This is a genomic window from Streptoalloteichus hindustanus (assembly GCF_900129375.1).
Taxonomy (GTDB): Bacteria; Actinomycetota; Actinomycetes; order Mycobacteriales; family Pseudonocardiaceae; genus Streptoalloteichus; species Streptoalloteichus hindustanus.
Genome location: NZ_FQVN01000001.1, coordinates 569,029 through 581,789 on the forward strand (window position 1 = coordinate 569,029; position 12,761 = coordinate 581,789).

The window sequence follows — 12,761 nt, forward strand, 5'->3', positions numbered from 1 at the left end:
GAGGGGGCCGACACTTCCGTCCATGCCGGACCCGTCGACGGGCGGCACCGGTGCGGGCACCGGGGTGGGGCCGGTTCGCTGGCCCGAAGGGGTCAGGGACCGCACCCCTCGGCTGGTCCGGAGATCTGGCTGGCCGGGTCGGCGGGAGACGCTCGGCCAGCCAGATCGACAAGGAGCCATGTCGGTTTCGTGGTCCGAAACCGGGTGACCGGGCCGGGGTGGGCGCCGCGCCGGCGCCCACCCCGGCCGCGCGCTCAGTTGCCGATGGTGCCGCGGTTCTTCTTCCACACCGCGACGACCGCCGGCCGCGGCTGGCTCGTGCCGCCGTCCGGCCAGTGCGAGATCGGGTTGTCGGCGCTCGCGCCGTCGACCTCGCCGGGGTGCTGGACGGACACCAGCACGAACTGGTCGGTGATCACCGGGCCGCAGGTCTCCGCGCCCCTGGGCACGGTGAGGAACTGCTTGACGTGGCCGCGCTCCCCGCCCTCCAACGGCACGGCGAACAGGCCGTCGTTGCTGCCCAGCGCGTTGCCGTCGGTGGAGATCCAGAGGTTGCCGTAGTCGTCGAAGGCCACGTTGTCCGGGCAGGAGATCGGGCTGACCTGGCTCTTGTCGTAACCGCCGAAGTAGGTGTCCGGCGACTGCGGGTCGCCGCAGACCAGCAGCAGCTTCCAGCAGAACCGGGTGCCGGTGTTGTCGCCCCGGTCCTCCTCGATCTCCAGGACGTGGCCGTGCTTGTTGTTGTTGCGCGGGTTGGGCTCGTCCGGGCCGGCCTGGCCGGCGGCGCCCCGGCGGGTGTTGTTGGTCAGCGCGGCGTAGATCCGGCGGGTCCGCAGGTTCGGCTCGACGTCCTCCGGCCGGTCCATCTTGGTGGCGCCGACCTTGTCCGCCGCGAACCGGGTGAAGACGTAGACCTCCTCGGCGGTCATCCCCGGCACGAAGCTCTTGTCGTTGTGCGCCAACGGGATCCACTCGCCGCGGCCGTCGAACTCGCCGTCCGACGGCAGCTTGCCCGAGCCGTCGATCTCGCCGGCCGGGCTGTCGCCGGTGAACCGGGCGACGTAGAGCGTGCCCGAGTCGAGCAGGCGCTTGTTGTGCTCACGGGCGTGCTTGCTCTGCCCCGGCTTGTACTTCTCGTCGGAGACGAACTTGTACATGTACTCGAAGCGCTCGTCGTCGCCCATGTACGCCACCACGCGGTTGTCCCGCGCGATGATGACGTTGGCGCCCTCGTGCTTGAACCGGCCGAGCGCGGTGTGCTTCACCGGCGTGGACTGCGGGTCGAGCGGGTCGATCTCGACGACCCAGCCGAACCGGTTGGCCTCGTTGGGCTCCTGCGCGAGGTCCCACCGCTTGTCGAAGCGCTCCCACTTGCGGGTCGAGGCGCCCTTGGGGAAGCCGTAGCGGTCGAGCCGGGCGCGGGCGGTGGGGTCGGTGACCTTGTCGACGTTGGCGAAGTACTGGTTGACGTTCTCCTCGCCGGACAGGATCGTCCCCCACGGCGTCACGCCGCCCGCGCAGTTGTTCTGGGTGCCGAGGATCCGCTTCCCGGTGGGGTCGGCCGAGGTCTTCAGGTACTGGGAGCCGGCGGCCGGGCCGCGCACCTCGAACGGAGTGAGCAGGGTGATGCGGCGGTTGTACCGCCCGTCGACCTTGGCCTCCAGCCGCCCGGTGCGCCAGTCGCGCTCGACCAGCACCACCGACTGGCCGTGCGCGGCCCAGGCGATCCGCGTCTGCTCCTCGGTGGGGTTGTTCTTGTCCCAGCCCCGGAACATGAACTCCTCGCTGGTGTACTCGTGGTTGCTCACCATGAGCCAGCGGTTCCAGGAGCCGGGCACCGGGACCAGGCCGCAGAAGTCGTTGTTGAACCCGAACTGCTGGGCCTGCGCCTCGGCGGTCTGGTTGTCGAAGTCGAACCGGGGCGCGCCGGGCACCACCGGGTCGCCCCAGCGGATGACGACGCCCTGCGTGTAGCCGGTCGGCACGACCAGATCGTCCCGGTGGTTGGGCGCGACCGGCTCGAAGTTCACGCCGGGCACCCGGCCCCACCACCGCGCGCGGTCGGCGCCCGGCGCGGCGGCCCCGCCCTGGCCGGGGTCGGCCGCGGCGAGCCCGGTGCCGACGGTGGCCGCGGCCGCGCCCACGGCCGCCACGACCGCGCCCGCCCGCAGCATGCCCCTGCGGGACAGCACGCCGTCGAGGACGTCGCCGAAGTACTGGTTGTCGGAGGTGTTCGGGGCGTCGTGGGCACAGGCGTTGCCGCAGCGGTACTCACAGGTGACCGCGGCACGGCCGAGCGGGTGGTTGGGCAGCAACGGCAGCAGGCGCCGCCCCTCGCGACGTGCGGACACGCAGACCTCCAAGGCGTCAGTCCGGGAACGCAGCGACCGTAGGGCCGGGAAACGAGCCGTGGTAGATCTCCGAGTGAACGGGCGGTGAACACGACACCCAGAGTGATCACGGTCCGGTGAACACTCGCCTGATCGTGCACGAAAGGACAGATATCAACTACTGCCCGTCACCGGCTCCGCTGGTCCTCGGTCCGACGAGCCGGCGCACCTCGGCCGCCCAGTCGACGCTGTCCGCCGCCGTGTGCGGCGTCGACACCCGCGCGACCTCGGGCCGGCCGGTGATCTCCACCCGGACGTCCACGCCCCGCTCGTCGGTCACGAAGGTGACCCGCAGCCCGCGGGCGTCGCGGTAGTGCGCGGAGGGGCCGAACTCGACCTCCTGCCGGAAGGGCAGTCGCTGCCGGGCGTCGGGGACCTGGCCGTCGACGCAGATCGCTGCCCGCAGCGGGAACCCGAGGCGTTCGACCGCGCACAACAGCCGCTGCTGGACGGGCAACGCGCGCAGTGCGACGGGGACCGCGCCCGTGGCGCCCCCGCCGCCGGCGGTCTCGAAGCGGGCGCGGAGCCCGAGCCGGGTGCCGGGCAGGTGCCGGCCGCCGAGCACGGAGATCGGGGCCTCGAACGGCACGCCCGCGGTGAACGGGAGATCCACCACCTGCCCGGGCGCCAGCGACAGGTGGTCCCTGACCAGTGTGCGGTGGAACGGGAGGAACTCCGCTCCGTCCGCGCCCGCGCCCGGCCGGCCGCCGCGGACCCCGGCGACGAACTCGACCAGGACCCCGGTGAGGTCCCGCCGCTCCCGGCCGCCCTGCAGCCGCAGGAAGCCGCCGACCGACCCGCCAGGGTGCGTGCTGTCCTGGTGGGTCACCAACTCCACGCTCACGCCGCCGATCCCCACGGCGGCGGGTAACTTCTCGAAGACCACGACAAGCCCCTCTGGTGCGTCAGGTCGACATCCCGCCCGATTCGTGATCAAGGGCAGGATGCCGACACAACGCCCGCGGGCGGGGTCAGAGTTCCTTCACAGCTCCTCGCCCACCAGCGCCGCCTCCGCGGGCAGCGCCCGGGGGTCGGGCCGGCGGGCGGTGCCCGCGGCCAGGACCGCGGCCGCCGCCACGCACAGCACCGCGCCCACCAGGAACGGGGCGTGCGCCCAGCCGAGCCACTCGGCGACGTGGCCGACCAGGGTGGCCGCCACCGCGCCGCCCAACCAGCGGCAGAAGTTGTAGCCGGCGCTGGCCACCGGGCGCGGCGCCGGGCTGATGCTCATCGCGGTCCCGGTGAACAGGGTGTTGAGCAGGCCGGACGCCAGGCCGGACACGATCACCGCGACCACCAGCACCGGCCGGCTGTCGACCGCCATCACGGCCAGCAGCGCGGCGTAGCCGAGCACCGCCAGCACGGTGGCGTGCCGCTCGCCGAACCGGGCGGCCATCCGCGGGGCGAACAGGACGCCGGCCACGGCGACGCACAGGCCCCAGCCGAAGAAGACCAGGCCGACCTCGACCGCGCCCATCCGCAGCACGAACGGCGACCACGCGAGCACGACGAAGAACGCCGCCGTGTACAGGGCGGAGCCGACCGCCGTCCAGCGCAGGCCGCGGTGTCCCAGCGCCCGCAACGGGTCGAGCACGCTCACACCACGCCGCTGCCCGGCCCCGCCGGACCGCTGCGCGGCCCCGCCTCCCTGGCGGTCCCTGGGCAGGAAGCCCGCGGCGAGGACCAGGGCGATCCCCATCAACACGGCGGTGCCGGCGAACGGGCCCCGCCACGAGATCGAGCCCAGCAGGGCGCCGAGCAGCGGCCCGATGGACATGCCGAGCCCGAGCGCCGCCTCGTAGAGCAGGATCGCGCCCTGCTGTCCGCCGGTGGCGGCGCCGACGATGACCGACAGCGCGGTGGCGATGAAGAACGCGTTGCCCAGACCCCACACCGCGCGCAGGCCGACCAGCGCGCCGATGGAGTTCGCCATCGCGCAGGCCGCGGTGGCCAGCACGATCAGCACGAGGCCGCCGACCAGCGTGCGCTTGGCGCCGAAGCGGGCGGTGCTGGCCCCGGTGAGCAGCATCGCCACCACCTGCACGCCCAGGTACGACGAGAAGAGCAGCGTGACCTGCGAGGGGCCAGCGTGCAGCGCCTCCGCGATCGACAGGAGGATCGGGTCGACCAGGCCGATCCCGGCGAACGCGATCACCGCGGCGAACGCGGTGATCCACACCGTTCTGGGCTGGCCCTTCACGGTGTCCAGGAGCCTGACGTGGTGTCCAGCGCTCATCGGTGGTCCGTTCCCTCCTCGTCGGTTCCGGTGGTGTCACCGGGGTTCAGCAGGCGTTCGAAGGCCGGCAGCGCGGCGGCGATCGCGGTCCGGTCGGCCGCGTCGAGCCGGGCCAGCCGCTCGCGGAGGAACTCCTCGCGGGCACGCACCAGCTCGTCGATCAGCCGCCGCCCCTCGTCGGTGGCGGCGGCGATCACCGCCCGCCCGTCGGAGGGGTCGGGGGCGCGCCGGACCAGGCCGAGGCGCTCCAGGCGCGCGACCACGTCGGTCATCGAGGGCGTCCGCACGCCCTCCCGCTCGGCGAGGGCGCTCATCCGCCGCGGGCCGTCCAGCGCCAACGCGGCCAGCACCGACCCCTGGGTCAGGGTGAGCTGGTACTGCGGGGTCTCCCTGCGCACCACGTAGTAGAGGTGGAAGACCAGCGGACGCAGTCGGTGCGCGAGCTCGGCGATCCCGTCGTCTCCAGTCACTTAGCCAGTCTAACAAAATTTACTTAGACTACCTAAGTAACAGCCGCCACGCCCCCTCCCGACCACCCGCCGGAACGCGAAAGAGGCGTGCCCGGGACCTGGTGGTCCCGGGCACGCCTCGGGGTCGAACGGGTGGGGCGGAGGTCAGCGGTCGAGCTCACCGCTGATGAACCGCTCCACCTTCTCGCGGGCCTCCGCGTCGCTGTACTGCTCCGGCGGCGACTTCATGAAGTAGGAGGACGCCGACAGGATCGGGCCGCCGATCCCGCGGTCCTTGGCGATCTTCGCCGCGCGGATGGCGTCGATGATGATGCCGGCCGAGTTCGGCGAGTCCCAGACCTCCAGCTTGTACTCCAGGTTCAGCGGCACGTCGCCGAACGCCCGGCCCTCCAGCCGCACGTACGCCCACTTCCGGTCGTCCAGCCACTCGACGTAGTCGGACGGGCCGATGTGCACGTTGCGCCGACCGAGGTCGCGGTCCACCTGGGAGGTGACGGCCTGGGTCTTGGAGATCTTCTTGGACTCCAGCCGGTCGCGCTCCAGCATGTTCTTGAAGTCCATGTTGCCGCCGACGTTGAGCTGCATGGTGCGCTCCAGCTCGACGCCCCGGTCCTCGAACAGCTTGGCCATCACCCGGTGCGTGATGGTCGCGCCCACCTGCGACTTGATGTCGTCGCCCACGATCGGCACCCCGGCGGCGCGGAACTTCTCCGCCCACTCCGGGTCCGAGGCGATGAACACCGGCAGCGCGTTGACGAAGGCCACACCCGCGTCGATCGCGCACTGCGCGTAGAAGCGGTCCGCGTCCTCCGAGCCCACCGGCAGGTAGGACACCAGGACGTCGACCTGGGCCTCCCGCAGCGCGGCGACCACGTCGACCGGAGCCTCGTCGGACTCCTCGATGGTCTCCCGGTAGTACCGGCCGAGGCCGTCCAGGGTGTGGCCCCGCTGCACGGGCACCCCGAGCGGCGGCACGTCGCAGATCCTGATCGTGTTGTTCTCGCTGGCCACGATCGCCTCGGACAGGTCGCGCCCGACCTTCTTCGCGTCCACGTCGAACGCGGCGACGAACTCCACGTCCCGCACGTGGTAGTCACCGAACCGCACGTGCATCAGGCCCGGCACGCGCGTCTCGGGGTCGGCGTCGCGGTAGTAATGGACGCCCTGCACCAGCGACGCCGCGCAGTTGCCCACGCCGACGATGGCCACCCGAACACTGCGGCGGTCTCCGCCCATGGCCGGGTCCTCCTCACTCAGTTCCAACGTGTCGGTCCATGCGTTCCCGGTCCGCGCTCACCCGTCGCGGTCCCGTTGCTCGGCCTGCTCGCGCGCGATGAGCTCGTTCAACCAGCGCACCTCGCGCTCAGTGCTCTCCAGGCCCATCCGGTGCAGCTCCCGCGTGTAGCGGTCGATCTGCTCCCCGGCCCTGGCCAACGCCGCCCGCAGCCCCTCGCGGCGTTCCTCGACCCGTCGTCGCCGACCCTCCAGGATGCGCATCCGCACGTCGGCCGGGGTCCTGGAGAAGAACGCCATGTGGACGCCGAACCGGTCGTCCTCCCACGTCTGCGGGCCCGCGTTGGCCAGCAGCTCGGCGAACCGCTCCTTGCCCTCGGCCGTGAGCCGGTACACGCGCCGCGCGCGCCGTCCCCACGTCCGGTCGGCCAGCTCCGCGACGTCGGCCTCCTCGGCGATCAACCCGGCCCGCTGCATCCGACGCAGGGTCGGGTACAGCGAGCCGTAGGAGAACGCCCGGAACGCGCCGAGCAGGATGTGCAACCGCTTGCGCAGCTCGTAGCCGTGCATCGGGGCCTCGTGCAGCAGACCGAGGATCGCGAGCTCGAGCACGGGCACCTCCTCACAGCGAGCGGCAACGGGTCAGATGATTATATCGCCGCGATACATCCGAATGTCGCAGCGAACCGCGAACCGGCCGGTCGGTTCGCGCCGACCCCATCGTGGCGCGGGTTACGCTGCCCCGAACAGCCCAATGGCCAGCGGCGGCACTGCACGTACGCTGGGGGTCGTGCGGACCCAGCGGCAGGTGGTGGACTACGCGTTGCAGCGCCGTGCGCTGCTCGCGGACGTCTACGCCGGCCGCGTCGGGGTGATGGAGGTCTGCGACGCGAGCCCGTACCTGCTGCGGGCGGCCAAGTTCCACGGCGAACCGAGCGCGGTGACCTGTCCGGTGTGCCGCAAGGAGCCGCTGACCCTGGTCTCCTGGGTCTACGGCGACGAGCTCAAGCACGCTTCGGGCTCGGCCCGCGGCACCGAGGAACTGGCGAAGATGGCGACCCTGTTCCAGGAGTTCTCCGTCTACGTGGTCGAGGTCTGCCGCACCTGCAGCTGGAACCATCTGGTCCAGTCATACGTCCTGGGGAAGCGCGGCCTGCGCGGCGGCCGGTCGAGCCGGAGGACCGCGGCCGAGTGATCCAGCCCCGGCTGACGACGTCGGTGCCGGAGCACCGCACGGAGAACCACCACCGAACGGCGACCCCTGTTGGGCGCCGGTCTGGGAGGCCCAACTCGTGAACGACGAGCGAGACCACCGACCGCAGGGGGGTGGCCGCGACAGTGGCGGCCACCCCGATTCGGAGCGCACCGGGTACTGGAGCCCCGACTGGGATGGCGACGCGGCCCACGGCCCGTCGGCGGGCTCCGGCCAGGGCGGCCCCGCGTCGTCGGCCCCGCCGCCGCCTCCGCCCCCCGCGCCGCAGTGGCCCCCGGCCGGCCCGGCCGCGCAGCCCCAGCGCCCCCTGCCCCCCCAGCAGTCGCCGGAGCCGCAGTGGCCGGGCCAGCCCGCGCCGCCGCCGGCCGGTCCGCCCCATGGCATGCCGCCGCAGGGTCCGATGACCCCGCCGCGCGGCGTCCCGGGGCAGGGGCCGGGCACGCCGCCGCGGGGGATGCCGGCCCAGGGCCCCAACACCCCGCCACCCGGCTTCCCTCCCCCGGGTCCGCACACCCCGCCACCCGGCATGCCGCAGATGGGCGGCCCCCGGCCCGGGGGTCCCGGCATGCCCGGCGGCCCTGGCGGTCCCCGGCCGCCCATGAACGGCCCGGGCGGTCCCGGTGGACCCGGCATGCCCGGGGGTCCTGGCGGCACCTTCCCGCCGCCGGGCGGTCCGCGTCCCGGCATGCCCGGCCCCGGTGGCCCGCTGCCGCCGCGCCAGCCGGCCGAGGAGCCGACCAACCTGCTGCCCCCGCTGCACGAGGACCAGCCGCGGGAACCCGAGCTGCTCACGCACTACGAGCCGTTGCCGGGGGAGCCGGGCGGCCCGCCGTTGGCCGAGCACGCGCACGCGCACGCGGACGAGCCCGACGGCGAGGGTGACGAGGCTCCCCCGACCGAAGGGGAGCAACGCCGGATGCGGCGGAAGAAGATCTGGCGCCGCGTGCGGCGCACCTGCTACGTGCTGGTCGCGCTCGGGTTCATCGCCCCCATCGTGGCGTTCTTCGTCGGCTACCAGATGTGGGACATCCCACAGCCGGAGCAGGTCGCGCTGGACCAGCAGCAGACCGTGACCTTCTACTACTCGGACGGCCAGACCGAGCTGGGCAAGATCCAGCCCGAGGGCGGCGCCCGGACCCAGGTCAAGCTCGACGACATCCCGAAGCACGTGCAGAACGCCGTGCTGGCCGCGGAGAACCCGACCTTCTGGTCGGACGACGGCTTCAGCTACCGCGGCATCGCCGGCGCGGTCTGGCGCCAGGTCCGCGGCAAGGAGGGTGGCGGCTCGACCATCACCCAGCAGTACATCAAGGTGGCCACCGGCAAGGACGAGAAGACCTACACCCGGAAGTTCCGGGAGGTCGTCCTGGCCAAGAAGATGTCCGACCAGGTCGACAAGCGGACGATCCTGGAGGGCTACCTCAACACGATCTACTTCGGCCGGGGCGCCTCGGGCATCCAGGCCGCGGCCAAGGCGTACTTCGGCAAGGACGTCAAGAACCTCACCCTGGAAGAGGGCGCGGTGCTGGCCGGCGCCATCCAGATGCCCTCGCAGTGGGACCCCGAGGTCGACCTGGCCGGCGCCAAGGAGCGCTGGGACTACGTCATCAAGCGCATGGACGAGCAGGGCTGGCTCGACGGCCGCAAGCGCGGCGAGATCCAGTACCCCGGCACCTGGCAGACCGCGGACAAGTGGCAGACCCAGGGCATGGCCGACGGGCCCCGGATGCAGATCCAGCGGCGGGCCAAGGCCGAGGCCGAGAAGTTCGGCTGGCCGCAGATCCAGCAGCAGGGCCTGAAGGTGATCACGACGATCGACGCCAAGGCTCAGCAGCAGCTGGAGGAGGCCGTCACCAAGAACATGGCCGGCCAGCCCGAGGAGCTCCGGACCGCCGTCGTCTCCCTGGACCCGAAGACCGGCGCCGTCATCGCCTACTACGGCAGCAAGGACGGCAAGGGCATGGACTACAACTGGGCGGGTCTGCGCTCGCCCGGCTCCACGTTCAAGCCCTTCGTCGCCATCGCCGGCCTCAAGCAGGGCAAGGGCATCGGCAGCACGTACGACGGAACGTCGCCGCAGACGATCAGCAACACGCAGTTCCGCAACTCGGGCAACGACAACCGTTGCGGCAAGGACTGCCCGGTCAAGGAGGCGATGAAGCTCTCCATCAACACCGCCTTCGTGAACATGGCGGTCGACGTCGGCCTCAAGAACGTCGCCAAGGCGGCCTACGAGGCGGGCATCCCCCAGAAGTACGAGAAGACGGAGGTCCTCGCCGCGCAGGACGGCGTCGTGGGGGCCGGTATCGCCCTCGGCCAGTACCCCGTCCACCCGATCGACCTGGCCACCGCGTTCAACACGCTCGCGGCGGAGGGAACGAAGCACAAGACCCACTTCCTGCAGAAGCTGGTCAAGCAGGACGGCACGGTGGTGCACCAGTTCATCGACCAGATCGAGCCGGCGTTCGACCCGTCCGCCGACAAGAACCAGCAGATCGCCAGGAACGCCACCGAGTCGATGCTCCAGGTGGCCCAGAGCTCGGGCCTGCCGCTGAAGGGCAACCGGCCGGTCGCCGCGAAGTCCGGCACGCACGGCATCGAGAACAGCGACCGCAACTCGGACGCCTGGATGGCGGGCTACACCCCGCAGGTCTCCACCACGGTGTGGGTGGGCACCGACAAGACCCTGCCGATCAAGTGGCGGAACCCGCAGACCGGGCGGCTGGAGGACATCTACGGCAAGCACCTGCCCGGCGTGATCTGGCGGGACTACATGAACGCCTACCTCGCCGACAAGCAGGTGGAGAAGTTCTCCAGCTTCAAGGCGATCGGCAGGGCGGACCCGCCCCCGCCGCCCTCGCCGCCGAAGAAGGACGACAAGGACGAGACGACGCCCAGCAACCCCACGTCCTCCACTCCGCCGCCCTCCTCCCAGACGCCCGCCAACCCCACGTCCAGCGCCAACCCGACGAGCAGCCCGGGCCGCAAGCCTCCGCGCAGCAGCGACGGGGAGGAGCCGGTCCCGCCCAACCCGAACCACGGCGGCGGCCGGCTACCCGACCGGGACCGGACGCCGAAACCGCCGGAAGAGGGCTGGTGACGAGCTGGCGAGGGCCGGCCACCGACACGGTGGCCGGCCCTCGGCCTCTCCCCGCTCAGCCCCGCACCATCCGCACCCGGACGATCACCCCGTCCCGCACCAGGTAGCTGGCGATGGCGTGCACCGGCTCGACCTCCAGCCCGGTCACCCGCTCCTGGTCCACCACCCACGGCCCGACCGCGAGCCGCCCGACGAGCTCGGCGTGCAGGTCGGGGCGGGCGAAGCGGTCCGCGTAGGACCGCCGCAGCTCCGCCATGCCGGTCAGCACGACCTGCCCGAAGCCGTCCTCGATCACCACCGCCGGGTGGTACGTGGCGCAGAACGCGTCCAGGTCGTGGGCGTTGTAGGCGTCGAGCTGCCGTTGCACGACCGCGACGGCCTTCGGATCCCCAGCATCGATCTCCATGCCGCCAGTCTGGTCCCTCGCGGCGCGGCGCGCGGGAGAGCGGGACGCCGGTGCGACTTGGGCGCGGGGCCGGCACGGCCGAGGCACACACCGCGCCGACGCCGGACGCCGTAGCATCCGGCCGTGCCCAGCCCGCAGTCGTCGATCACTCCCCCGGGCGTCGATCCGGTCTCGGACACCGGCTCGCTGACCCCGGCCGAGCGGGTCGTGCCCACCTGGACCGAACCCCTGGCGCGGCGGGCCAGCCGGCCGTTCGGTGGCCCGCTCGGCCGGCACGCGGTGGTCGGCCGGCACTGGTTCTGGACCCCGCTGCGCGTGGTGTTGCTGCTGGCCACCCTGACCCTGGCGCTGGGCTGGCTGGCCAAGTCGCCGTGCGTCCAGGAGCACCGCTCCAGCTCCGGCCAGCTCGAACTCGACTGGGGCGGCAGCCGCCAGTACGTGGCGATGTGCTACTCGGACACCGTTCCGCTGTACACGGCCGAGCGGCTGGACCAGGGCGCGTTCCCGTACCGCGACTCGTGGGTGGAGAAGCAGGGCGACCGCGACCAGGTGCGGTACATGGAGTACCCGGTGCTCACCGGGCTGTTCCAGTGGGTCAACGCCCAGCTCGCGCACGGCTGGCTGGCGGTGGCGCGCACCGGCTGGCTCCCGGGGGCGCTGCCCGTGGTCGTCTACTTCGACTTCACCGCGTTGTGGCTGGGCCTGGCCTGGGTCGTCACGGTGTGGGGCGTGGCGCGGCTGGCCCGCCGACGGACCTGGGACGCGGCGCTCGTGGCGGTCTCCCCGCTGGTGGTCGTGCACGCCTTCACCAACTTCGACGCGTTGGCCACCGCGTGCGCCGCCGCCGGGCTCCTGGCGTGGGCCCGTCGCAAGCCGGTGGTGGCCGGTCTGCTGCTGGGCATCGGTGGCGCGGCCAAGCTCTACCCGCTGTTCCTGCTCGGCCCGCTGCTCGTGCTCTGCGTCCGCGCGGGGCGGACTCGGGAGGGACTGCGGACCACAGTGACCGCGGTCGCGACGTGGGCGGCCGTGAACGCGCCGCTGGCGCTGCTCTACCCCGACGGCTGGCGCGAGTTCTTCCGGCTGAACTCCGAGCGGGGCGCCGACCCGGACTCGCTCTACAACGTCATCTCCTACTTCACCGGCTGGCCGGGGTTGGACGGCCCGCTCCAGCCGGGGCAGACGCCGACCGTGCTCAACGCGGTCAGCGCCCTGCTCTTCGTCGCCTGCTGCGCGGGCATCGCCTGGGTGGGCCTGTCCGCCCCGCGCCGGCCCCGGCTGGCGCAGCTCGGCTTCCTCGTGGTCGCGGCGTTCCTGCTGACCAACAAGGTGTGGAGCCCGCAGTACTCGTTGTGGCTCGTCCCGCTCGCCGTGCTCGCGTTGCCCCGCTGGCGGCTGCTGCTGGCCTGGATGGCCGTCGACGCCCTCGTCTGGGCGCCCCGCATGTTCTTCTACCTCGGGCCGGACAACAAGGGCCTGCCGCCGGACTGGTTCCTCGGCGCGGTGGTGCTGCGGGACGCCTTCGTGGTGCTGCTGTGCGTGCTCGTCCTGCGGGAGATCCACCGCCCCGAGACGGACCTGGTGCGCCAGGCCGGCGACGACGACCCGTGCGGCGGCGTGCTGGAGGGCGCCGAGGACCGCGTCGTGCTCCGCCGGCCGACCGCGCCCGGCGAACCGCCGGCGGTCGGGACGTCCGCGTCCGCACCAGCGCCCTAG

General features: G+C 72.4%; 10 protein-coding genes. 3 read left to right on the forward strand and 7 right to left on the reverse strand.

The window, feature by feature from the left end:
* Window positions 1-254: 254 nt before the first annotated feature.
* The 6 genes from BUE43_RS02790 to BUE43_RS02815 form a co-directional block, all read right to left on the reverse strand.
* Complete coding sequence (locus BUE43_RS02790; protein WP_073479708.1) at window positions 255-2,351, reverse strand: PhoX family protein; 2,097 nt, start codon at window positions 2,349-2,351, stop codon at window positions 255-257.
* A 157-nt stretch (window positions 2,352-2,508) separates the two neighbouring features.
* Window positions 2,509-3,276 carry a sporulation protein gene (locus BUE43_RS02795; protein WP_073479709.1) on the reverse strand — a complete coding sequence of 256 codons (768 nt, stop codon included), beginning with the start codon at window positions 3,274-3,276 and terminating at the stop codon, window positions 2,509-2,511.
* Window positions 3,277-3,372: 96 nt separating this feature from the next.
* The gene (locus BUE43_RS02800; protein ID WP_073479710.1) at window positions 3,373-4,626 is read right to left on the reverse strand and encodes an MFS transporter; all 1,254 of its coding nucleotides are present in this window, start codon (window positions 4,624-4,626) and stop codon (window positions 3,373-3,375) included.
* Window positions 4,623-5,096, reverse strand: coding sequence for a MarR family winged helix-turn-helix transcriptional regulator (locus tag BUE43_RS02805; RefSeq protein WP_234995497.1), 474 nt, complete (start codon window positions 5,094-5,096; stop codon window positions 4,623-4,625). Before BUE43_RS02805 ends, BUE43_RS02800 begins: the two co-directional genes overlap by 4 nt.
* A gap of 144 nt (window positions 5,097-5,240) precedes the next feature.
* Window positions 5,241-6,332, reverse strand: coding sequence for an inositol-3-phosphate synthase (locus BUE43_RS02810; RefSeq protein ID WP_073479711.1), 1,092 nt, complete (start codon window positions 6,330-6,332; stop codon window positions 5,241-5,243).
* A gap of 57 nt (window positions 6,333-6,389) precedes the next feature.
* Window positions 6,390-6,941: a PadR family transcriptional regulator gene (locus BUE43_RS02815; protein ID WP_073479712.1), complete on the reverse strand. Its 552-nt coding sequence runs from the start codon at window positions 6,939-6,941 to the stop codon at window positions 6,390-6,392.
* A gap of 178 nt (window positions 6,942-7,119) precedes the next feature.
* Between BUE43_RS02815 and BUE43_RS02820 the strand changes: the two genes are divergently transcribed.
* Complete coding sequence (locus BUE43_RS02820; protein ID WP_200797344.1) at window positions 7,120-7,524, forward strand: DUF5318 domain-containing protein; 405 nt, start codon at window positions 7,120-7,122, stop codon at window positions 7,522-7,524.
* Between the two features lie 649 nt (window positions 7,525-8,173).
* Entirely contained in the window at window positions 8,174-10,642 is a 2,469-nt protein-coding gene (locus BUE43_RS02825; protein ID WP_159447680.1) for a transglycosylase domain-containing protein, read from the forward strand.
* Window positions 10,643-10,697: 55 nt separating this feature from the next.
* On the opposite strand, the gene BUE43_RS02830 is transcribed toward BUE43_RS02825, so the two are convergent.
* Complete coding sequence (locus BUE43_RS02830; RefSeq protein ID WP_073479714.1) at window positions 10,698-11,048, reverse strand: nuclear transport factor 2 family protein; 351 nt, start codon at window positions 11,046-11,048, stop codon at window positions 10,698-10,700.
* Window positions 11,049-11,171: 123 nt separating this feature from the next.
* Here BUE43_RS02830 and BUE43_RS02835 point away from each other — a divergent pair, with 123 nt between their 5' ends.
* Window positions 11,172-12,761, forward strand: a complete 1,590-nt coding sequence (locus BUE43_RS02835; protein ID WP_073479715.1) for a glycosyltransferase family 87 protein — start codon at window positions 11,172-11,174, stop codon at window positions 12,759-12,761.

Coding starts and splice junctions, on each gene's coding strand:
- BUE43_RS02800 (WP_073479710.1), bottom strand. CDS start 4,626: ATGAGCGCTGGACACCACGTCAGGCTCCTGGACACCGTGAAGGGCCAG.
- BUE43_RS02810 (WP_073479711.1), bottom strand. CDS start 6,332: ATGGGCGGAGACCGCCGCAGTGTTCGGGTGGCCATCGTCGGCGTGGGC.
- BUE43_RS02825 (WP_159447680.1), top strand. CDS start 8,174: ATGCCCGGGGGTCCTGGCGGCACCTTCCCGCCGCCGGGCGGTCCGCGT.
- BUE43_RS02830 (WP_073479714.1), bottom strand. CDS start 11,048: ATGGAGATCGATGCTGGGGATCCGAAGGCCGTCGCGGTCGTGCAACGG.